Here is a 23,646-nt window from a genome sequence, read left to right as displayed (position 1 = left end):
AATATCCATGCAGAAAAAAAAACTTCATAAAAAGAAACCAGGTTTCTTCAAGAAAACAGCAGCCAAACTACATTTGTGGTTTGGTTTGTCTGTTGGCGCGATTGTATTTGTCATTTCAATTACAGGCGCTTTGTACGTCTTTAAGGATGAGATAGAAAGTATTACCAGAAAAGAAGTCATCCACCACGGAGAAATCAACATTAGCAAAAAACAAGTTCTTCCAATGCCCGAGATGGAAAAATTAGTTAATGCTCAAGTCCTAGAAAAATATCCTGTACATTGGGTAGATATCCCAATCGATAAATCTCTGTCCTACCGTTTTCATTACTACGAAAGCAATCCTGATCCCAAAGTATGGAATTATTTTCAGGAATTGGTCGTTTATAAAACCGCTTATGTCAACCCCTTTACAGGAAAAGTTTTAGCCGTTTATGACGAAAAAAATGGGTTTTTCAACATTGTAAAAATGATTCATTGGAGTTTTTTATTAAAACAAGATTGGGGAACTTATGTTGTAGGCATTCCTACATTAATTTTCTTAGTAATGTTAATAACGGGTATTATACTTTGGTGGCCGAAAAACAAAGCAGCAAGAAAGCAAAGATTTTGGTTTCGTTGGAAAAATATAAAAAACTGGAAACGAAAGAACTACGACCTACATAACATCTTAGGATTCTATGCTTCTTTTATCGCTCTCATCGTAACAATCACTGGATTATTTTATGCTTTTTTTGCAATACAAGCTTTAATCTATTTCACATTTTCTGGTGGAAAAACAGCATTACCAGATTTCTCTCAATATGCTACAAAAGCACTTAAAGAAAATAAGAATGATTCTACTTGGGACAAAATTGGCAAAAAGGTAGAAACGCTTTACCCCAAGGCTTACAGCTACTCATTAGACCTTGGGCATGAGCACCTAGATGATCATGAGCATCCATATTTTGCAGTCTATGTAAAACATTTGGATTATGCTTACTACAAATCTTCTGAAGCTATTTTTGATGAAAATTCTGGAGAATTCTTGCACGCTCATAATCCCAAAGATAAAAACTTTGGAGAAAAGGCAGTTGCTGCTAATTACGACATTCATGTAGGGGCTATTTTCGGAATTTGGTCAAAAATTTTAGCATTTATTTCGAGTCTTATCTGTGCATCATTACCTATTACTGGATTTCTGGTATGGTGGGGACGCCGTAAGAAAAACAAAAAACCAACCACGAAAAAAACGATAATCACAGATTAATGAGACATTATTATAAAACATTTCTGAGGATTTTTAACTCGAAAAAATAACTAAATATATCATCTGACTTAACAATATAATACGAGCAACTATGGTAAAATATTTTAGTAAGAATTGTAATCTTTTTTATAAATTTAACTCCTCGAAACAAAAATAAAATGTCATTACTAGATTTTTCAAGACAAATCGCTCTAGGTATCGATATCGGTGGTACTAATACAAAATTTGGACTTGTTAACCATCGTGGAGAAATCCTAGAAAAAGGTAAACTGAAAACCACAGATTATCCCGAAGTGGAGGATTTTATCAATGCACTCTATGAGCATATCAATCCCCTTCTAGAAAAACATAAAAGCGAAAATTTCAAAGGAATTGGTGTTGGCGCTCCCAACGGCAATTATTATAAAGGAACCATAGAGCAAGCACCCAATCTATCTTGGAAAGGCATTGTTCCAATGGCAGAATTAATTGCAGCAAAATTTAATACCACATGCAATATTACCAATGATGCCAATGCTGCGGCAGTGGGAGAAATGATGTATGGCGCTGCAAGAGGCATGAGAGACTTTATCATGATTACTTTAGGTACAGGCGTTGGCAGTGGCATAATCTCTGGCGGCAATACCATCTATGGTCATGACGGTTTTGCAGGAGAACTAGGTCATACTATTGTAAAACCTGGCGGAAGAAAACATTGGAGCACCGGATCAGAAGGATCTCTAGAAGCCTACGCCTCTGCAACAGGCATTGCCATTACAGCAAAAAAAATGCGTGCAGAATTCCCAGATTCTATGCTTAACGATTATCCTGAAGAAGAAATTAACTCAGAAACCGTACATCAATGTGCCATAAAAGGCGATCCTACAGCCATAGAAGTTTTCAGATATACAGGTCAGAAATTAGGAGAAGCTTTAGCTAACTTTGTTATGTTTTCTTCGCCAGAAGCCATCTTATTATTTGGTGGTGTTATAAAAGCTGGTGACTATATCCTAAAACCTACCAAGTTGCATATGGAGAGAAACCTCCTCCCTATTTTCCGGAATAAAGTAAAATTAGTTATCAGTGAACTAAACGAGGCAGATGCTGCCATTCTTGGTGCAAGTGCATTGGTCTGGGAGAATAAAAACGGAATATAAATTGCAATTAAAACAATTGAACATGTTAAAAAATCTTACAATATTATGTCTTAGTTTTTTCTTGTTCTCTTGTAATGGACAAGATCATAAAACTTTAATTAAAAATAACAAACAAGTTAAAATGAATAAAACAAATCTTGATCAGCTCACTTTTGGAGGAGGATGTTTTTGGTGTATAGAAAGCTGTTTCAATATGTTGAAAGGCGTAGATGCTACAATATCTGGATATTCTGGTGGGCATAAGGATAATCCTACTTACGAAGAAGTTTGTACAGGAGAAACAGGCCATGCAGAAGTTGTAGAAATCTCTTACGACCCTAAGATTATTTCTTATGAACAGTTGATGGATGTTTTTTTCTTTTTGCACGATCCCACTCAGCTTAACAGACAAGGCAATGATATTGGTACTCAATACAGGTCTGTTATTTTCTATAAAAACGAAGCAGAAAAACTAAAAGCAGAAACTGCTATCGCAAAATCTGAAGCTTCGGGAAAATGGCCAGGGAAGTACGTGACAGAATTAGCTCATTTTCAGAAATTTTGGCCCGCAGAACAATACCATCAAGGTTATTATAATGCTAATCCTACTCAGCCTTACTGCAGTGCGGTTGTAGGTCCTAAAATTCAAAAATTCAAAAAGCATTTTGGCGAATTAAATATGCTAAAATCAGAATAAAATAAAATCCCACTTCAGTTAATTCTAAAGTGGGATTTTTTATAGCTTAATCAATGCTTATTTCCAAGATTGATTATTTTTATTTTCAGAACGTTTTATGCCATTATTGATATTATAAGCCAAACCAATTCCTAGAGTCTGCTTTAACTGCGTTTTCTTAATCTGATTATGATCATACAATAGATCCAACGTCACCTGCGTAGAGATATACTTATTAACTTTCATATTAAGAACACCGCCATAAGAAAGCACCAATCTTTCTGGATGATCTAGATAATTAGAGAATACGGAAGCTCTGTTTAGCAAAGAAATATTGTCCATAATCTGTAATTTATACTCCGCTGTACCCAAGAAACCAAATTGAAATAATGAGGTATCTCCATCATTTTTCAATCCATAATTACCTGCATATTGTAAGTCTTTGTCTCCTACAAATGTCCAACGTGCATTGGCTGGTCTAAGGCTCATCGTAAATTTATCATTTGGTTTATATGTAAAACCAGCACCTAGATTAACATATCCTGGCGCCATAAAATTAGATAACTTCTTTGCATCTGGATTATTACCATCTTCATAACCTGGAGCAAATTGCGTTAACAAGCTTGCACCTGCAGACACATACCAATTGCCTGCTATTTTGCGGCCATAATTAGTGGATAAATTAATGATATCTTGGGTTTTTCTATTACCCAGACCTTTTGTATTATTCATACCATAACCTAGATTGACAATATTTTCCCAAAGATCATTGTCTTTTTCATAAGTCAAATTGTAGTTAACCCCTGCTAACCATCCAAGGTTATTGGCTCCACCACCAACCCAATTAGAAAAGGCAGATTGGTTAAGCATTAATGTATTTTGTCCTACGATAGACCATGCTTTTGTAGAATCTTGTACTGGTGCTTCTTGTGCTAATGCCATAGTACCAAACAATACAGCACTGAATAAAAGTTTTTTCATCGTTTATTTTTTGAATTTTATTTTAATTATTTTACAAAAGGATTAATGGTATTACGTGTTTTTTCTCTTTCTAATTTATAGCCTAGATTATAGGTTATCCCTACGCCTAAGGTCTGCTTACGTTGTAGGCTAGTCATCTGATCATGATCATAGACTAGGTCTAGTGCAACGGTTGTAGTGATTAATTTATTAAACTTCAAATTAAGCACACCACTATATGCAATATCTACACGCTCCATATGGTTAAGATAATTGGTAAAGAGATTAAGCTGATTAACCATTGTTACATCTTTATAAATTTTTATCCTATAGATAATATTCATCATAGTCCCCAGCTCTGTTCTTAGGCTTTGTCCATCTCTTTCTAGACCGAATTTACCCGCAACTTGTAGATCTTTATCTAAAACAAATGTGAACTTACCATTCATCGGTCGGAAAATAACCTGAAAATTTTCATTAGGATTGTAAGAAAGACCGACACCCAGATTAAGGTAACCAGGCGCCATAAATTGTGACACTCTGTCTTTATAAGTAGGATCTGGTGTTGCAGAATAATTATAACCAGCCCCAAATTGAGATAAAAACTGGAAACCCGTAGACAGATAATATTTACTAGCGACTTCATAACCATAGTTAGAAGAGACATTAATATAATCTTCTGTTTTTCTAGTTGCTTGTCCTGTAGATGATACAAAACCGTAGCCTAATTGTACATTGTTCTCTAAAAAATGCTTGCCGTTTTTATAATTAAGATTATAATTAATCTTGCCAATAATACCAATATTATCATTACCACCAGCGTACCAATTACTAAAAGATGATTGGTTGAAGATTAAACTATTTTGCCCGTACAGAAACCAGCGTTTAGGCCCTGCAGTATTCAACATATTAAAAGGTGTAATTGGGATTTCTTGAGGATTAGCCAACAAGGCTCTATCAACAATAATTGTATCTCTATATTTGGTTTTAATATTAACAATAGAAGTGTTTTCTAAGGTATCTGTTTCGGCCATGGCAGAGTTCCAACTACTTTGCGCAATGGAGTCTAGTACTTTTTGATACTGATTTTTTTTCTGCGAAAAACCAACTACAAACAACAACAACGTTAGCAACATTAAAAATTTCTTCATTTCCTGTACTTAGAATTTAATCTACAAAAATAAGATAAAAACTACAAATGGATAATAAAGATATAATACATTGGTATAATGTCATAAATTATTGGACAAAATTACTGCTTTCTATATTTGGCTAAACTTTTGACATTAGCAAGTTATGAAATATGGTATCCAGAAAAAAGCTCTTATAGCGCCGCTCATCATGTTAGCATTAATGTGGTTGGGCTTTTTATTACAACACTTTGGGTTGTTTGCTAATTGCAATGGTGCCATAATACCATTATTACCAGATGGGCTCAAGGGTATTATCTTCTCTCCTTTCTTACATGGTAGCATGGAGCATATCATAGGAAACTCATTTCCGATAGCTATTCTACTATTCTTGCTCTATCAATTTTATCCATTAATAGCCAATAAAGTTTTATTAATCGGTTGGATATCTACAGGATTATTAGTCTGGCTACTTCCTCCAATTGATATCATCACAGGACAATGGAATTATAATTGCATCATTGGCGCTAGTGGTCTTGTCTATGTGCTTGCTTTTTTTCTATTCTTTAGCGGAATTTTTAAATGGAATATGAAACTCCTAACCATCTCCATGATTGTAGCGTTATATTATGGGAGTTTAATCTGGGGTATGCTTCCCGAAGAATTATTTTCTAAACTAGCAGAACCAAGCAGAATATCTTGGCAATCACACTTAGCCGGAGGTATCGTTGGCGTTATCCTGGCTTTCATTTTTAGAAAACAAGGAGAAAAAAGAAAAAAATTCATCTGGGAATTTCCTAATTATTACAGCGAAAAAGATGATAGACTGTGGCAAGAATATAAAGAAAATAACCCTGATGACTTCTTAGAACTACCTCACAAAACCAAAGATAACATTTGGGATCATCTTGACGAAATAAGACGCAAGGAATCAAACTAATACGTATATTAGTTTGAGAAACACAACCTATGAACGACGAGATTCTTTACTCCATAGCGCTAAGACATTGCAATAATATTGGTGACGGCAACTTTAAGAAAATATTAGATCATTTTGGATCAGCAGAATTAGCTTGGACTGCTCATAAAAATGAATTTAAGAAAATCTCTGGTATAGGCCCGAAAACAATCTCAGAAATAGGAAATATAGAACATCTTAGGTTTGCAGAAAAAGAAATTATATTTTGTAATAAAAATCTAATCCAAGTCTTGGTAAGAAATCAAGCTAATTACCCGAAACATCTCAACCATTGTGATGATGCGCCAGCAATCCTTTACATAAAAGGGAATTACGATGATAATCGCCAAAGTGTTAGCATTGTTGGTACCAGAAATATGACATCCTATGGCAAACATTTTATCGATGAATTAATTTCTTATTTAAAATCAAAGAATATCACCACAATTAGTGGGCTTGCTTATGGCGTAGATGCTTATGCACACGAGCTTTCTCTACAGAACGACATCCCAACAACGGCTGTATTAGCACACGGATTACACATGCTGTATCCTGCAAAGCATAAAAACTTAGCAGAAAAAATCATTGAAAACAACGGTGCAATTCTCTCAGAATTCAACTCAACAGGACAGCCTGATCGAGAACATTTTATACAAAGGAATCGTGTAATCGCTGGTCTTTCAAAAACAACAATTGTGATAGAATCAGCTTTTGGAGGAGGATCTATGAGTACCGTAACTTTTGCCAACGATTACAACAGAGAAGCCTTTGCCCTTCCCGGTAAAGTTACCGACAAGTATAGCCAAGGATGCAATCTTCTCATTGCACAAAACAAAGCAGAATGTATTGTCAGTGCAAAAGATTTGGTAGAAAAAATAATCACAGAACCTTATCAACAATTAGATTTATTCAAAAAAAATAGAGAGAGGCCACCAATTTCGGGGATAACAAAAATCGTTTTAGATATTATTAATGACAAGATCACAATCCATCTTGATGACATTATCGCCTTAACAAACCTGCCTTCTCATCAATTATTACCCATTTTATTAGATTTAGAACTTAAAGAATACATAAAATCTTCTGCTGGTCGACAGTACCAACCCTTGGATTAACGCATCATGAACAATTGCTTACTTTCATTGAAAACTTCATTTTATTTTAAAAAAATAAATTAAAACTAAATAACAAATATGAAAAATCATTACAAGCATTTATTTATGAACAAAAATCAAAGTTTTTCCTTGTCAATTTTCAAATAAAAATTAAATTTGTTTTAATAATAAAACCCTTATGGAACACTACGAAGTAGAACAAAAAATAAAGGATTTCATGTCCATGATTGAGGCTAAAAATCCAAATGAACCTGAGTTTATCCAAGCCGTAAAAGAAGTTGCTGTAACGGTAATCCCTTTTATCGTTAACAAAGACGAGTACAAAGGAAAAAAACTTCTAGAAAGAATGGCAGAGCCAGAACGTGTAATTATTTTCCGAGTGCCATGGGTAGATGATAAAGGTGAAATCCAAGTTAACAGAGGCTTCCGTATCCAGATGAACTCTGCAATTGGTCCATATAAAGGTGGTATTAGATTCCATCCTACTGTTAATCTAAGTGTTTTGAAGTTTTTAGCTTTTGAGCAAGTGTTCAAAAACTCATTAACAACATTGCCAATGGGTGGTGGTAAAGGAGGTTCTGACTTTGATCCTCAAGGAAAATCAGACATGGAAGTTATGAGATTCTGCCAAGCTTTTATGACAGAATTATGTAAACATATTGGTCCAGAAACTGATGTACCTGCTGGTGACATAGGTGTTGGCGCAAGAGAAATTGGTTACCTTTTTGGTCAATACAAGAGAATTAGAAATGAGTTTACAGGTGTACTTACAGGTAAAGGGCTTGCTTATGGAGGATCATTAATTAGACCAGAAGCTACAGGTTATGGTGTTGTTTATTTTGCTGAGCAAATGCTGAAAACTGTTGGACAAACTTTTGCAGATAAAATCGTAACAGTTTCAGGATTTGGAAATGTTGCTTGGGGAGTTATCAAAAAAATTGAAGAGCTAGGTGGCAAAGTGGTTACGATCTCTGGGCCTGATGGTTATATATATGATGAAGATGGTATTAATGGTGAGAAAATAGATTACTTATTACAACTTCGTTCTAGTGGTAATAACCGCGCAGAAGATTATGCTAAGAAATTCCCTTCTGCAAAATTCTATGCTGGCAAACGCCCTTGGGAAGTTAAATGTGATGTTGCAATCCCTGCAGCAACTCAAAACGAATTAGATTTAGAAGATGCTAAAAGTTTAGTTTCTAATGGTTGTATCTGTGTTTCTGAAGCTGCTAACATGCCTTCTACCCTAGAAGCTATTAATTATTTCTTAGATAGTAAAGTATTGTTTTCTCCAGGAAAAGCATCTAATGCTGGTGGTGTAGCAACTTCTGGATTAGAAATGACTCAAAACTCTATCCGTCTTAACTGGACGTCTGAAGAAGTAGATGCAAGATTAAAAGAAATTATGGTAGGTATCCACAAAGCTTGTAGAGATTATGGTAAAGAAGAGGACGGTTATGTCAATTATGTGAAAGGAGCCAATATCGCTGGTTTTGTAAAAGTTGCAGAAGCTATGCTAGCGCAAGGCGTTGTATAAATACTACCTCTCACTATAAATCTTTTATGATTATAGTTAAAAATAAACCCCATACAAATTATTTTGTCTGGGGTTTTATTTTTATTTATTTTCTTGGTAAGCCTTTCTTAAGAGCAATATTAGCACGTTCTACGGCTTTTTTCTCTTTCCAGCTCATGTACTTTCCTTTAAAGTTCTTCTTCATCACGTTATCAAAATTACGCTGTACAGTAAGATTCCAGAGGCTTTTTGCCTTTACTCCCCAACTCTTATCCCAAGCACGAAGAGAGATAGAAAAACTACCATCAAGATACTTCATCCAATGCCACCAACCTGTTGGCATAAAGAGCGTATCACCGTGTTCCAAGAAACACTCAATACCTTCTACTCCATCCAAGGCAGGGAAATTCTTAAAATCTGGATTTTCTATATCATAATCTTCTAAAGCATAAGTAGCATAAGGTAGCTTGTATAATCTTTCTTTCCATTTATACTCAAACAGCAATACATGCTTTCTACCATTAAAATGCGTATGAAAGATATGTGCTAAGTCTATATCATAATGTAAAAAGGTAACGGATCCTTTGCCTCCAAAAAACATACTTGGATACTTATCTAGAAATCCTCCCATGAGATCTTTTGGAGAAACGTAATCCTTAAGTAAGCTAGGCGCAAATTTTATCGGATCGAAAAAGAAGATCCTAAGATCTGTAGGTTCTCTCTGTATAAGGTCAATATAATCACCAAATTTCATCTCGGTGGTTGGTGCATTAATAGGAGCCGCGGGATCTGCTTTGGCACTGTCATACAAAGGGACAACAACATCACCTACTACTTCCTTTATGTAATCCATTGTCCACTTTTGGTAAGCAGGCCAGTTTCTCGCCATATTTTTTATAACGACTGGTTTTCTTGGCTTCAAATATTTCTCTCGAAAATCTTCTTGTGAGATGTCGTCTATTACATCTATAGGTTTTAAACTGATTCCCATATTAACTTAATATTAAGCTACAAAATTATTAAATTTATCAGTACAAAACTTTTTTTTTTGAATTTTTATTTGGATTTATTCTAAATAACAAATTATTAAATTATTCATTTTATTCTTAACAATCGACCTAAAAAAGTATCAAATGGGAAACTAAAAATAATTTTACCCATATTTGTAACATTTCCAAGAAAACTACTACTAACTATTTAGTGATAAATTAAAAACATGAAGAATCTACTATCTTTTTTATTTGTAATAGGATTTACCCTTCTGACGTTTGCCCAAAAAACAATCTCAGGTACTATTACAGATGGCAATGGCAAAGCACTACCTAGTGCCAGTGTAACAATCGAAGAAAATGGTAAAAATGCAATTATTGCATACGGCATTTCTAACAGCAAGGGCGAGTACAAAATAACCTTTAATACAGCTGAAGAAAATCTTGAGATTAAAGTTAAAGCATTTAATCAAAAAACGATTATCCAAAACATTAAAAATTCTGACCAAACCAAGAATTTCTCTATGGATACGGAGGCTACAGAAATCCAAGAAGTTAGAATAAAAACTAAGTTAATTACCAAAAAAGGTGATACTATTTCTTACGATCTTAAGTCTTTTGAGAACAAGGCGGATAGAACTTTATCTGATGTTCTTAAGAAAATCCCTGGCATAGATGTCAACAAAGATGGTACAGTCCTATATCAAGGTGAGCCAATTAACAAGTTCTACGTTAACGGAAGAGACCTTATGGAAGGCGGTTATGGCACAATTAATAACTCTTTGCCAAAAGATGCAGTCTCTAAAGTAGAAGTTTTAGAAAATCACCAACCTGTTAAAATCCTTCAAGACAAGGTACCTTCTCAGAATGCAGCTATTAATATCAAATTAAAGAAATCTGTCACCATGACAGGTCGTGGAGAAGTAGGTGTTGGCTTCAGTCCGTTATTATGGAATGTCAAATTAACGCCAATGTTCTTTGGTCAAAAAAACCAATGGGTTGTTAATTACAAAGCCAATAACAATGGAGAAAGTGTAGAAAGAGAAGGCAATATGCTATCATTTGGGAACAGATGGGAAGGCAGACGTGGACAAGCATCGCAAAAATCTTGGACTAATATAGAACAAGCGGGAACGCCTAATATTCCGGAAAAAAGATATTTATTAAACAATGTTCATTTTTTCTCAGCTAACCTTTTGACATCACCATTTAAGAATAAAGAATGGGAGCTTAAGGCCAATGCTTCTTACACCAACAACAGCATAAAAAGAGAAGATCATCAGGTACAAGTTTATTCTGCAGGATCACCAACCATTATAGAAGGCGGGACTTTTACCTCAAGTACCAGCAACAACTTCTATGACAATGCAGCGAAAGGAGAATTAATTTTCAGTAAAAATGCAAAGAAAGGATTCTTTAAAAATACAACAACGTGGAACAGCTTCTGGAACACAGATAGAGCAAACGTTAATAATGTATTACCTCCATCTTTAGGCATTAACAAGGCTTCTGACCAATCTCTGGACTCTCCAACAGGAACATTTCAAAACTCACTAAGCACCATCCTTCCTTGGAAAGAAAAATTATTTAACGTCATGAGTTTTGTTAAATACCAAAAAGACAGACAGACGCTCAGCATTAACCCAGGAAATTACTTATCAGGATTTGGATTAAAAGGTTATGATAAAATCAATCAATACGCCAACTCTACAACCTTACAGATTAATCATTCTGCTTCGGTAGGATTCAGCTACAAAAAATGGACAATCACACCAGAAGTTGGTCTTAATTTGAGCTTTAACAGAATGAAATCTATCATTAATGGAGAAAAAAATAATACCAATTATTATCTAGGAAGCGATATGCAAAATGACATTGATTGGAACGAGGTACAACCATACACGCAATTAATGCTTAACTATAAAGCACAAAACTTTAGCTTTAATCTTAATGCACCGCTTAATTTCTACGGAATTACCTACAGAGATAATATCAGAAATAATTATAACGAGACTAACAAAACAGTTTTTGAGCCTAATATGTTTGCAAGTTTAGACTTTGCATCGTTCTTCAAGATTTGGGCATTTGCAGGACAATCTTATGACTTCGGAAATTTCGGGTTTTTATATGGCGGAAAAATGCTAACAAGCCCTACAAGCTTACGTCTTAGATATGGTAACGACATCCAGATGCCAGAATATCTTAACAGAAACATTGGAGGAAGGTTAGAATATCGTAATCCGCTTAACAACTTATTCTTTAATGTTAGATATGCCTTTAATACTAACAAAAGAAACTTGATAGAATCTTATAAAACCAATGGTTTTGCATCAGAGTTAATATTAAAATCTTTAGAAAACAAAAGCCAGAATCAATCAGAAAATGTAGAAATTGGTAAATATTTCCCGAAATTCAAATCCAATATCTCTGTGAGTGCAGGCAACACTAACTCTAACTCATTCTCTTTATTTAATGAATTGGTTGAGTCTAAGAATAACGGTCAGACCATGGGTGTCAAGTTTAACAATGCCTATTTTAGCTGGATAAGTGTAGATTACAACATCAACCTCAGCTGGAACAAAAACACCAACAGAAGCACTAATACTAACATTAAAACATCTGGATGGAATCACAATCTAAGCACATACATCTACCCTAGCGAGAATCATACTTTTGGCTTTAACTGGGATGACATGACAACTAGTGCACAAGGCGAAAGATTCCGTAACTCTTTCTACGACGTATCTTACCAATATACTTGGGTAAAGAAAAAAATTGATTTCGAATTCAAATGGTTAAACATTGCCAACAGAAAAGTCTACGAAACTGTAAGAGTAGATGTCGCACAAAGTTTGATCTCAACTAATCAAATGTACATTAGACCAAGTCAGTTTATGTTTACCGTAAAATTCAATTTTAAATAAAATAATATAAATTTTATAAAACTTTAACTAAATATTTCGCTGAAACATTGCGAAATATTTTTTACATTTGAATCACTAAAAAATTAGTTATGAAAAAATTATTTCTTCTTTTCTTATTCTACAATGTTGCACTTTTCGCACAAGGCAACCGCTTCGTCTATGAATATCAATTTGTAAAAGATCTTGCCAAAAAGGATACTCTAAAAAAGGAAATGATGTATCTGGACATCAAGAAAGATGGCAGTACCTTCTATAGCCGTCAGAAGTTTGTTTCAGATTCTACAAGAACCGCTTATTTTCAAAAGCAAAGAGCTGCTGGTGCTACCAGTTTTTCTTACAGCGATAGCAATTCTGGGATAGTTGACCATAGGGTGACCAAGACCTATCCAGATTATAACATCATCTTACACACCAGAGCTGGCGATACCAAATATGCCGTGAAAAACGAAAAACCTATCGTTTGGAAAATAGAATCTGACAAAAAGAAGATTGATAAATTCGAAGTTCAAAAAGCCACCACAGAATTTGGAGGCAGATCTTGGACAGCTTGGTTTGCACAAGAACTGCCGTTTCAGGATGGTCCATATAAATTTTCTGGACTTCCTGGTTTAATTTTAGAATTAGAAGACAGCACACAGACTCACATTTATAAATTTATCGGGAACAAAAAATTTGATGAAATCGAAAAAATAGAGAAATCCACCTCTTCTCCTCTTTCCGGCACAAGCACAAGAACAATAAGTATTGGGCCTGGCGCTGGCAAAGAATTAGACGTTAATGAGAATAAATTCCGTCAGCTGTGGAAAGATTATAAAAATGATCCCGTTAAAGAAATGCGTCAGATGCTTTCTCAGAATAACGTGAAAATGACTGTAAACATGAACGGAAAAAACATCACAGACAACGCCGAAATGATCCGCTCTATGGAGAAAATGCAAAAACAAATGATTAAAGAGGACAATAACCCAATAGAGCCAGACCTTTATCCTTAAGATGATTTGGGCGGCAGTTCTCACTTTGCAGAGCTTCTCTCAAGCTAATCATATTACAAGCAGATCAGTCGCTAAGTTTATATTGAGCGAAGTAATAATGCTCACGCCTTTACCATCGCGGCCGCGAGATTGGCTACAAAAAGAACACTTATCTATTTACAATAAAATAACTACCTTTATAATCCCTTTACACAAAGGGATTTTTTATTGATTTAATATGAGTTACTTAACAAAACTAAAAGACATCAAAGCCTTTGTTTTTGATGTAGATGGTGTTTTTACAGATGGTAGTGTATACCTTCTTCCAGACAAAAGCATGTCACGCGTGATGAATGTATTAGACGGATATGCCGTTGTAAGAGCTATAAAAGCAGGTTACAAAATTGCTGTTATCACAGGTGGAGATGATCCTATGGTACGTAACAGGCTCAACTATCTTGGTATTGCAGATTATTACGCTAAGTCTTCTGATAAAGTAGCAGATTATACAGATTTTAAACTAAAATATCAAGTAGACGATTCTCATGTATTAATGATGGGAGACGATCTACCAGACATTAATATTATGAAGAGAGTTGCCATAGCCGCAGCACCAGCCAACGCAGTATCAGAAGTAAAAGAAGTTGCCAATTATATCTCCCCTATCTATGGAGGCAAAGGAGCTGTGCGTGATGTAATAGAGCAAGTAATGAAAGTACAAAACAAATGGACCCTAGAAGATGACACACAATCTACCTAATATGAAGTTGCTACTCGCCTCTTCTTCGCCAAGAAGACAAGAATTATTATCCGCATTGGGTTATCCCTTTGATGTTGTAAAGATAGATTGTGATGAGTCCTATCCACAAGAACTTCCTATAACAGACATTGCGGCATACGTCTCAGAGCTTAAAGCCAAAGCTTACATTAACCTTAAGCCTAACGAAATTCTATTAACATCTGACACCATTGTGGCTTTAGAAAACGAAATTCTTCTGAAACCAAAAGATTACAATGATGCCTTCTCGATGCTGAAAAAACTATCAGGAAAAACCCATCAAGTCTACACAGCAATTACCATAAAAACCTTAGAAGAAAGCATTACTAAGACAGATTGTGCAGCGGTAACTTTTGATACGATATCGGATGAAGAAATAGATTTTTATATCAATAATTATAAACCCTACGACAAAGCTGGTAGTTATGGGGTACAAGAATGGTTGGGCATGAGCAAAATCCAATCTATTAATGGAAGTTATTACACAATTATGGGGCTTCCTACACATTTGGTTTATAAAAATTTGATTAAATTTAAAATCCAATAGGAAATCCTTATTTCTGATTCGCCTTTTTATTGAAAAAGCTTTATTTTTACAAAAATTAATATTTAGTCAATAATAAATTGCACATTAGCAAGTTATCTATTTTAAATGAGAAAATATACCTTAATTATACTCGCTGTTTTTTTAGTTGCAAGTTGCTCTCCTCGTAAGAAAAAAACGAAGAGCGGTCCAATGAACCGTTTTTTCACTTACTATAATACGTTATTCAACAGTAAAGATGCTTTTGATAGTGAGATGCAGTCCCGAGATAAAAATCATAAAGACAACTTTTTTGATCCTTACATCTCCGTATTCACCTCAGAAGACATAGCAGAAGATGTACAAAATAATGCTTTCGGTGAAAACGACGGAATCCTAAATAATGGTCCAGGATCGCCCAATGCTATTAACTCCAGAGCATCTTCTGTCCCTCAAGCTAAAGGTACTACAACATTACAGATAGCAGAAGCAAAAGCTTTAAAAACAATTTCAAAATATTCTGTTCTCGTTAATGGCGTTGAGAAAAACAAATATATGTTTGACGCTTATATGCTATTGGCAAAATCTAGATTGTATCAGAAAAAATATCTAGAATCTCTAGATGCCTTATCATATATTATGAATACAATGCCTAAGGATAAACGCATCCAGATGGCTAGGATATATCAAGCTCATAATTACGCAAAGCTCAAAGATAATTACAGGTCCAGAGAATTATTTTTAGATATTCAAGATCAGAAATTGAAAAAAAACGAACGCGCTTTAGCAAGTATTTTTTATGCTGATATGTTATTGAAGTCTGGTAAAAAAGAAGATGCAGCAGAAGAATTAGCAGATGCTTTTACCTTTAACAAAAACAGTAAGACAAGAAGCAGAATTGCATTTCTTAGAGGACAAATCCTTGCTGATCTAGGTAAAAAACAAGAAGCGAGAGAATCCTTTGCTACGGCTTACAAGTATGCTTATGATTTTGAATTTGAAGTAAAAACACAAATAGAGATTGCAAAAACATTTGACGGTACAACAGACGATTATGCTGCTGCAAAAAAATATCTCGAAAAACTATCCAAAAAGGGAACTTACAATTCTCGTAAAAACGAATTATATTATGCAATGGGCATATTAGCAGTTAATGCTAATCAAGAAAAAGAAGCCGATTCTTTGTTTAGAAAATCTATAAAAGAAAAGATGTCAGATCCTCAGATTAGAGGTCTTGCCTTTTCAGAAATTGCAAAAAAATATTTTGCAAAAGATGATTATCTGGTAGCTGGTGCTTATTATGACAGCGCATTAGTATCAATGACTTATGCCCCAGAAAAAGAAAGATTGACAGAACTTACGGCTAACATTAAGAAGCTGTCTAAGAATTATTATTTGATCAAAAAAAATGATAGTATTCTTACCCTTTCTAAAATGTCAAAAGAAGATCAAACGGCTTATTTTACAAAGCATATAGAAAAAATAAAAGCCAAAGAAGCAGAAGAAGAACTGGCTAAGAAGCAAGCCGAAAGAAGCAAAGGTTTTGATGGTGGAGATTATGACGCTAACTCAATGTTTGCCAATTCTAAAGGTGGTACTTTTGAAGATTTCGGATCTCCGGGGAAAAGTACGTTCTACTTCAACAACACTAACAATATTCCTAGAGGAGAAGCTAATTTTAAACAAATTTGGGGTACACGTACATTAGCAGATAACTGGAGATATGCAGCAAAATCTGCAACGATAGAAGATATGAAAAATGATGCTCTCGGTATAACATCCATCCCTGACCCGAGAAGATTAGAACCAGCCTTCTATATAGAGCAAATACCTACTAATATATCTGATATTGCTAAACTGAAAAAAGATAGAGATACCGCAAGTCTAGGTCTTGGGATTATGTTTGACAATTTCTTTAGTAATACCAAATTAGCGACGAAAACATTATATGATTTGGTAGATAACCTTCCAGATGAAGACACAGAACTCAAGGCACTTTACCAAGTTTTTGTAATGAATTATCAGAAAGACCCAACAGCTGCGGAGCGTGCAAAACAGATTATTCTTCAGAAATACCCTTATACATCATACGCAGAATTTGTAGCTAACCCAAGAAGTAAAGACTTTAACAAAACTACTGAAAGTGTAGAAAAATTATATACAGAAGCTTACAGCTTACATGACAAAGGAAAATATGTAGAATCTATTGATCTTATTCAGAAAACAATTACAGATAATCCTAAAGATGGACTTATCCCAAAACTTTATTTATTAAATGCTTTCAACGCTGGGAAAACGGCTGGCAAAGAAGTAATGATTCTACAGTTAGAACAAATTGTATTGAATTATGGCAACACGCCAGAAGGCATCAAAGCCAAACAAATTTTAAAATTCTTAAAGAGTGATATCCAAATGGAACTAACGGATGAACAAGGAAACCCGACCATCAAAAAAGAACCAGAAGCTGCTCCCCAAGAAAAAGCACAGTCTAAAAAATTACCAGCAAGACCAGGGCAACCAGTTATAGAAAATAGCGATAAAGGATCTCGGGGAAAAATAAGAGAATTAAAAGCTAAAGAAGCTCTTGTTGCACCATCAGAACCCACAATGTCTAGGGCACAAAGCGAAGTTTTACAATAAATATCTTAAATAAAAAGAGCGCTAGATTAGCGCTCTTTTTCGTAATAAATAATATAACCTATGCCTTATCCAATTGTACCGTAAAGTGTCTTAATATTGCGGGCTCTTTGGTAATTTTATAACCTTTGGTCACCTCAGATCGTCTATTAAACACATTTTTTACTGCTGCTGCAATATAATCCATATGATTATTAGTATACGTTCTTCTTGGGATTGCAAGACGCAACAATTCTAGCTTTGGATAACGATTCTCACGTGTTTCTGGATCACGATCAGCTAATAAAGTTCCGATTTCTACACCACGAATTCCCGCTTCTTTATAAAGCTCTATCGCCAACGTCTGTGCAGGAAACTCTGCTCTAGCCAATTCTGGCAAAAAGTTAAGCGCATCTATAAAAACAGCATGTCCGCCAATGGGCTTCTGCACAGGAATTCCCATTTCTATTAATTGATTTCCTAGATATTCTACTTGCGAAATTCTACTTTCCAGGTAAGCAAATTCTGTAGCTTCATTAAGCCCAACCGCCAATGCTGCCATATCGCGACCTGCCATGCCTCCGTAAGTGATAAATCCTTCATAAATAATCGTGAAGTTAGATGCTTTCTCAAAAACCTCTTGATTCTTAAGCGCTATAAAACCACCGATATTTACCAATCCATCCTTCTTAGACGACATTGTCATACCGTCGCCATAAGAGAAAATTTCTTTACAGATTTCCTTAATCGTTTTATCTTTTTGTCCTTCTTCCCTTTGTTTAATAAAATAAGCATTCTCTGCAAAACGAGCAGAATCAAAATAAACAGGAATCCCGTATTGATCAGACAAAGCTTTAACTGATTTGATATTTTCAATAGAAACAGGTTGTCCGCCAGATGAGTTACAAGTGATCGTAATTAGGCAAAACGGAATTTGTTCTTTCGGGCTAGATTGATAAACTGCTTCTAATTTTTTTAAATCTATATTTCCTTTAAAAGGATGAAGATCATTAATATCAAAAGCTTCGTCTATGGTACAATCTACAGCATGTGCTTTTCGGAATTCTATATGACCTTTGGTTGTGTCAAAATGAGAGTTTCCTGGGATGACATCATTCTCTTTAACCAAAACAGAAAACAACACATTTTCTGCGGCACGACCTTGATGCGTCGGTAATAAATATTGGAAACCAGTAAGCGTTTCTACAGTCTGTTGCAAACTTTCGAAAGAGCGGGATCCCGCATAACTCTCATCACCTGTCATCATGGCAGACCATTGTTTGTCGGACATTGCGCCCGTCCCACTGTCTGTTAATAGATCAATATAAACGTTAGAAGATCTAAGATTAAACAAATTATAATGCGCCTCTTTCAGCCATTGTTCTCTTTGCTCTTGTGTAGATTGATAGATTTCTTCGACCATCTTTATTCTGAATGGTTCTGCGTAAGGTAATTTCATATATGTGATTGGTTTTGTTGATTTTTAAAATTTAATTTTCTTTCGAATTCATTGTGTTAGAAATCAAAATGACTCATCATTTTTAAGAATCAAAACCCTTACTCAGGTGCTTTAAAAACAGCTTCATCCGAGTGGAATCCTGCTACTCCACCGCTCACCGCAAACTTCATAGCTTCGGCAGCACTCATGCCATCCACTTCTTTAATATTAGAATATTTGGTCACTATAACCCAGCCAGAAACGGCATAAGAATGCGGCAAATACACGGCAATCATAGACTCTAGATTAACCGCCGACATATCAGATTGTGTCAAAAATCCTATTCTCCAGATTTCTGGATTTTCATTAGTCTTAACCCAAACTGGTACATTAAATTTCTTTTTATCCCCAACAAAAGAGCCCATAACGTCTTTCAGAGAAGTATAGATAAATTTGATTCCCGGCGTATGTTCTAGAATATAATCCATACTATCCACCAATAATCGACCTAGGATAAATTTATTCCCGATAAATCCAATCGCAGTTGTACCCAAGATAACAGCTACAAAAACTAACCCTGGAAATCTCTGAGACACACTCGGAATAATATTATCTATGCTAAAAACGATATACCAAATAATCCACCCAGTTACCGCCAAAGGTCCGATAATGACTAATCCTTGCAGGAAACTGCGAAATGCAAAACTAAAGTAATCGTTAAAATTTTTCTTCATATTAATTATCCGTGGATAGTTTCTTTATTGCCGTAAGATTGGATGATTTGCGCTTCATACTCTAACCATTCTTCCCAACGTTGATTGACCTTTTCTGGATCGCCTAATTGTCTTGCAAATCCAATAAAAGCTGTATAATGATTGGCTTCCGAAACCATAAGATCATGATAAAATTTCTTAAGTTCTTCGTCCTTTATATTTTCTGTTAAAACCTTAAAACGTTCACAACTTCTGGCTTCTATCATGGCTGCAAATAACATTTTATCAATCACTTGCTCATCGCGACTTCCGCCTTTTACAAGAAATTTTATTAGGTCATTGACGTAATCATCTTTGCGCGTTCTTCCCAAAACTCCACCTCTTTTCTTGATAATCTCATGAACTTGCCCAAAATGATCTAGCTCTTCCTGAGCAATCGCCAATAATTCTGTTATCATCTCCGTATGCTCCGGAACCATTGTAATAAGACCTATGGCATTGGTTGCGGCTTTCTGCTCACACCAAGCGTGATCTGTAAGGATTTCTTCTAAATTATTTTCTGCAATATTGGCCCAACGAGGATCTGTGGGTAGTTTTAACCTGAACATCTTAATTTTTCTTGTAAAAATAAGAATTTTAAAGGCATTTCGTTTAATTTTAAAACAAATTCGAAAATGATGAAATACCTATTTAACATAATCTTAGGCTTCCCCCTTATTTCTTGTCAAAAAAAGGAACAAAAAACTTTATGCCTTGATAGAAGGTTATACGCCAGCACAAAGCATTCATGTTTTATCTCAAAATGACAATCCTTGGTTTGATATAAAACCGTCTGCAGAATTATCGACACCGAGATATTATTTCAAAAATGCAGTCTTTAAAAGATTTGAATAAATTAAACGTTAGCCCCTGTTTTTTCTCTCAGATATTGTAAAATTTTCCAGCCAAAAGCATCCACTTTCATTAATAAATTTGCGACTAAAAATGCCAATATAACATTAACTACATAATTGATTATTAGCAAGATAACCCAATGCATATCATCCTTAAGTGGAACAACCAAAAAGTAAATTAATGATGAACTAATACCTTGTCCAAAATAAAAGAAAATCGCATTATTTCCGATGTAGGTTACCCAATTATTTTTGGTAATTTTCAATCGGTTATAGAAGACAAATAATGTTACAATAGAGAACAATGTCCAAATGATGTAAGGCATTTTCGGCGGGAATTTTTGTTTATTTAATTTATAAAAAATATCAACTCCGCAATACCAAAACATCCCTATTAATGCCACAGCAACCAATCCATACAAAACAGGAATCATCTTAGTTGGGATTGTTTTGCCCTTCAATTGATGAGCAATTAAGAAAACCGCCAGGTAAAATGCTACATAACCAACTTGTCCATTAGGATAAAAATTAGGCAATAGATTAAATATCAAAGTCAATCCCAGACACAACCCGATGAACCAATTGATATGTCTAGAAAAAAATCTCAAAATTAAAACTGCAAAAACCGACAGAATATAATACACTTTAAGATACCAAAAACTCCCCATCACCACAGGAAAAGTATCTGCATTAGTATATCTGTGCAAGTACCAATTGCCTAGATTTTGCCATTGTGGCTCGGTAGAAATATTTTGTGGAACATATTTACCTCCAAAAGTAGCATAGAAACTTTTTAATCTTTCGAGATCAAAAAATGTCAAGCCAAAAACTTTAAAGAAATAATCTGCAAAAAACAGAACCGTCACAAAGATCATAAAGGTAATCTGTAATTTTAAAAGTCTATAAAACGTTTTCTCGATGTTACCACCAGAAGTAATCCCGCTCAATGCATAGAAAAGTACGACATCAAACAACAAAGAAAATACCCTAACCTCGGTAGGAACATAAAACTGTCCGGACCAAAAAACCGTATGGATAAATATCACAGAAAGTGTTGCCAGACCTTTGGCAAAGTCAATATAGAGATCTCTTTTCATTGATAAAAATTTGTGCGAATTAACAAAAAATAAAACTTTAAATTACTCAAAAAAAGTACATGATTTTAAAATAATTAAACATCTGACTATAAATTGCTTAATTTCCAGAAAGACAATTCATAAACAATTAATTTTTCTTCCTCAATAGTTATCGTTATTTTTGAGGGTTAAATTATCACAATGTCAGATATTATTCAACTTTTACCGGATCACGTTGCTAACCAAATTGCCGCTGGCGAAGTGGTACAACGCCCTGCATCCATCGTGAAAGAATTAATGGAGAATGCAATAGATGCCGGTGCTCACAAAGTAGAATTAATTATCCGAGATGCTGGTAAAAACCTCATTCAGGTTGTTGATGATGGCTCAGGAATGTCTGATACAGACGCACGCTTGGCTTTTGAAAGGCACGCAACATCAAAAATTAAAACCACTGAAGATATCTTTAAAATTGCGACCAAAGGCTTTCGTGGCGAAGCTTTAGCTTCTATTGCTGCAGTCGCTCAGGTTGAATTAAAAACCAAACAAAAAGATGCCGTAACTGGCACTAATATCTACATAGAAGGCGGCACATTACAGTTTCAAGAACCAATACAAACCACAGAAGGTTCTAACTTTTCTGTTAAAAATCTTTTCTACAATGTCCCTGCAAGAAGAAAATTCTTAAAGAACGATAATATAGAATTTCGTCATATTATTGATGAATTTCAACGGGTTGCATTAGCACATGAAGGTGTAGAGTTTGAAATGTTTCATAATGACGAGCCTATTTTCCGACTGAGAAAAGGAGGACAAACCCAACGTATTGTAGAGATATTTGGTAGAAAATTACAACCTCTTTTAATCCCGATAAAAGAAGATCTTGGATGGGTAAAACTCAATGGCTTTGTAGCAAAACCAGAAGGCGCAAAAAAAACCAGAGGCGAGCAGTTTTTCTTTGTCAATGGGCGTTTTTTCCGAAGTCCATATCTTAGCAAAGCTGTACAAGAAGCTTTTGAAGGACTTTTACAGCCTGGTTATATCCCAAGTTTTTTCTTGTATTTAGAATTAGATTCAGAGAAAATTGATGTTAATATTCATCCTCAAAAAACGGAAGTAAAATTTGAAGACGAAGCATTGATTTTTGCCTTGTTAAGATCTACCATAAAAAGAGCATTAGGTATCTATAATGTTGCGCCTAGCTTAGACTTTGATAGAGATCCTGCCATGGATGTATTTTTCCAGCAAGCACAACCAAGTCGTAGCAATAATAGTAATAATAATCACGTAGAAAGCAGACTCAATTCTTCTCCTGGTCATATTAAAGTTGATAGAAGCTTCAATCCTTTTACTTCTGATGCGCCTAGCAAGACAGAAAGCATCAACCTAACGGAGATGTATAATATAGAAATTCCTTCTGCCGAACCTTCAAAAATTAATCTTTTTGAGGAGGAAGATGATCTAGAGGAAGATCTTTTCCGTTTGCCTAATGGTTATTGGCTTTTTAATAAAGAAGGAAAAACCTTAATGTTAGATTTGGGCAGGATGCATCGTGTGATTTTACAATCGCGACAAGAGCCCGTTAAAACTAATAAAGCAAGTCAATCTTTGCTATTTTCATTAGAATATCACCTTAATGAAATCGAAAAAAACAAATATAAATCCATCAAGAAATTTTTGCCAAATCTAGGGTTTGACATGGTGCTTGCTCAAGACAATGTTTTGAGAATTAATGCAGTGCCAGAAGGTCTTAAAGAATCTGCGGTTATCAAGTTTTTAGAACAGATTTTTGAAATTTTGGATTACAGAACAGAAGATGAATTCATGACTTTTTACGAAGAACAATGGATAAAAGTACAATCTAAGTCTAAATTTGATTTTTTATATAAAACCGAAGTAGAAGAGTTAACCAAAGACTTTATAGATCTTGGTTTTCCGCAATATACAGCAACCGGAAAAAAATGCTACATCGAAGTTCCTTTTGATGATTTTAAAACTAAATTTTAAAT

The 23,646-nt window shown here is 34.8% G+C and carries 19 protein-coding genes and 1 pseudogene; 13 read left to right on the top strand and 7 right to left on the bottom strand.

Going from position 1 to position 23,646, the window contains the following annotated elements:
• Positions 1-7 precede the first annotated feature (7 nt).
• From ACQQ6V_RS11595 to msrA, 3 genes are all read left to right on the top strand, one after another.
• On the top strand, positions 8-1,246 hold the full coding sequence (locus ACQQ6V_RS11595) for a PepSY-associated TM helix domain-containing protein (RefSeq protein ID WP_448845683.1): 1,239 nt from the start codon (positions 8-10) through the stop codon (positions 1,244-1,246).
• A 158-nt stretch (positions 1,247-1,404) separates the two neighbouring features.
• Positions 1,405-2,382: an ROK family protein gene (locus tag ACQQ6V_RS11590; RefSeq protein ID WP_448845682.1), complete on the top strand. Its 978-nt coding sequence runs from the start codon at positions 1,405-1,407 to the stop codon at positions 2,380-2,382.
• Between the two features lie 22 nt (positions 2,383-2,404).
• Entirely contained in the window at positions 2,405-3,058 is a 654-nt protein-coding gene (gene msrA / locus ACQQ6V_RS11585; RefSeq protein WP_448845681.1) for a peptide-methionine (S)-S-oxide reductase MsrA, read from the top strand.
• 57 nt (positions 3,059-3,115) lie between these two features.
• On the opposite strand, the gene ACQQ6V_RS11580 is transcribed toward msrA, so the two are convergent.
• Together ACQQ6V_RS11580 and ACQQ6V_RS11575 are read right to left on the bottom strand one after the other, a co-directional pair.
• Positions 3,116-4,018 (bottom strand): DUF3078 domain-containing protein, encoded by a 903-nt coding sequence (locus ACQQ6V_RS11580; RefSeq protein WP_448845680.1) that lies wholly within the window; start codon positions 4,016-4,018, stop codon positions 3,116-3,118.
• Between the two features lie 26 nt (positions 4,019-4,044).
• Positions 4,045-5,148, bottom strand: a complete 1,104-nt coding sequence (locus tag ACQQ6V_RS11575) for a DUF3078 domain-containing protein (protein ID WP_448845679.1) — start codon at positions 5,146-5,148, stop codon at positions 4,045-4,047.
• Positions 5,149-5,293: 145 nt separating this feature from the next.
• On the opposite strand from ACQQ6V_RS11575, the gene ACQQ6V_RS11570 reads away from it, so the two are divergent.
• The 3 genes from ACQQ6V_RS11570 (at position 5,294) to gdhA (ending at position 8,737) form a co-directional block, all read left to right on the top strand.
• Positions 5,294-6,067 carry a rhomboid family intramembrane serine protease gene (locus ACQQ6V_RS11570; protein ID WP_448845678.1) on the top strand — a complete coding sequence of 258 codons (774 nt, stop codon included), beginning with the start codon at positions 5,294-5,296 and terminating at the stop codon, positions 6,065-6,067.
• A 29-nt stretch (positions 6,068-6,096) separates the two neighbouring features.
• Positions 6,097-7,200, top strand: coding sequence for a DNA-processing protein DprA (gene dprA, locus ACQQ6V_RS11565; protein WP_448845677.1), 1,104 nt, complete (start codon positions 6,097-6,099; stop codon positions 7,198-7,200).
• 178 nt (positions 7,201-7,378) lie between these two features.
• Positions 7,379-8,737, top strand: a complete 1,359-nt coding sequence (gene gdhA, locus ACQQ6V_RS11560) for an NADP-specific glutamate dehydrogenase (RefSeq protein ID WP_448845676.1) — start codon at positions 7,379-7,381, stop codon at positions 8,735-8,737.
• A gap of 85 nt (positions 8,738-8,822) precedes the next feature.
• On the opposite strand, the gene ACQQ6V_RS11555 is transcribed toward gdhA, so the two are convergent.
• The gene (locus ACQQ6V_RS11555; protein WP_448845675.1) at positions 8,823-9,707 is read right to left on the bottom strand and encodes a cupin-like domain-containing protein; all 885 of its coding nucleotides are present in this window, start codon (positions 9,705-9,707) and stop codon (positions 8,823-8,825) included.
• A 225-nt stretch (positions 9,708-9,932) separates the two neighbouring features.
• On the opposite strand from ACQQ6V_RS11555, the gene ACQQ6V_RS11550 reads away from it, so the two are divergent.
• The 5 genes from ACQQ6V_RS11550 to porW all read left to right on the top strand — a co-directional run bounded on the left by ACQQ6V_RS11550 (position 9,933) and on the right by porW (position 17,541).
• Positions 9,933-12,629, top strand: coding sequence for a hypothetical protein (locus ACQQ6V_RS11550; protein ID WP_448845674.1), 2,697 nt, complete (start codon positions 9,933-9,935; stop codon positions 12,627-12,629).
• Between the two features lie 89 nt (positions 12,630-12,718).
• On the top strand, positions 12,719-13,621 hold the full coding sequence (locus tag ACQQ6V_RS11545; protein WP_448845673.1) for a GLPGLI family protein: 903 nt from the start codon (positions 12,719-12,721) through the stop codon (positions 13,619-13,621).
• A 217-nt stretch (positions 13,622-13,838) separates the two neighbouring features.
• A complete protein-coding gene (locus tag ACQQ6V_RS11540; protein WP_448845672.1) occupies positions 13,839-14,360 on the top strand; it encodes a KdsC family phosphatase in 522 nt (173 codons plus the stop codon).
• Position 14,361: 1 nt separating this feature from the next.
• On the top strand, positions 14,362-14,925 hold the full coding sequence (locus ACQQ6V_RS11535) for a Maf family protein (RefSeq protein WP_448846201.1): 564 nt from the start codon (positions 14,362-14,364) through the stop codon (positions 14,923-14,925).
• Positions 14,926-15,030: 105 nt separating this feature from the next.
• On the top strand, positions 15,031-17,541 hold the full coding sequence (gene porW / locus ACQQ6V_RS11530) for a type IX secretion system periplasmic lipoprotein PorW/SprE (RefSeq protein WP_448845671.1): 2,511 nt from the start codon (positions 15,031-15,033) through the stop codon (positions 17,539-17,541).
• Positions 17,542-17,599: 58 nt separating this feature from the next.
• On the opposite strand, the gene tnaA is transcribed toward porW, so the two are convergent.
• The 3 genes from tnaA to ACQQ6V_RS11515 all read right to left on the bottom strand — a co-directional run bounded on the left by tnaA (position 17,600) and on the right by ACQQ6V_RS11515 (position 20,276).
• Positions 17,600-18,976, bottom strand: coding sequence for a tryptophanase TnaA (tnaA, locus tag ACQQ6V_RS11525; RefSeq protein WP_448845670.1), 1,377 nt, complete (start codon positions 18,974-18,976; stop codon positions 17,600-17,602).
• A 98-nt stretch (positions 18,977-19,074) separates the two neighbouring features.
• A complete protein-coding gene (locus ACQQ6V_RS11520) occupies positions 19,075-19,689 on the bottom strand; it encodes a DUF502 domain-containing protein (RefSeq protein WP_448845669.1) in 615 nt (204 codons plus the stop codon).
• 5 nt (positions 19,690-19,694) lie between these two features.
• A complete protein-coding gene (locus ACQQ6V_RS11515; protein ID WP_448845668.1) occupies positions 19,695-20,276 on the bottom strand; it encodes a MiaE family protein in 582 nt (193 codons plus the stop codon).
• 130 nt (positions 20,277-20,406) lie between these two features.
• Here ACQQ6V_RS11515 and ACQQ6V_RS11510 point away from each other — a divergent pair.
• Positions 20,407-20,562, top strand: a pseudogene (locus tag ACQQ6V_RS11510) (DUF4846 domain-containing protein); the annotation flags it as partial.
• Position 20,563: 1 nt separating this feature from the next.
• Here ACQQ6V_RS11510 and ACQQ6V_RS11505 read toward each other — a convergent pair.
• Entirely contained in the window at positions 20,564-21,658 is a 1,095-nt protein-coding gene (locus ACQQ6V_RS11505) for an acyltransferase family protein (protein WP_448845667.1), read from the bottom strand.
• A 180-nt stretch (positions 21,659-21,838) separates the two neighbouring features.
• Here ACQQ6V_RS11505 and mutL point away from each other — a divergent pair, with 180 nt between their 5' ends.
• Positions 21,839-23,644 (top strand): DNA mismatch repair endonuclease MutL, encoded by a 1,806-nt coding sequence (gene mutL, locus ACQQ6V_RS11500; protein WP_448845666.1) that lies wholly within the window; start codon positions 21,839-21,841, stop codon positions 23,642-23,644.
• The last annotated feature ends 2 nt before the right edge of the window (positions 23,645-23,646 follow it).

The organism is Chryseobacterium electrogenes, from assembly GCF_053553015.1.
Note: the sequence above shows the minus strand (reverse complement) of the source record. Positions and strands in the feature narration are given on the sequence as shown.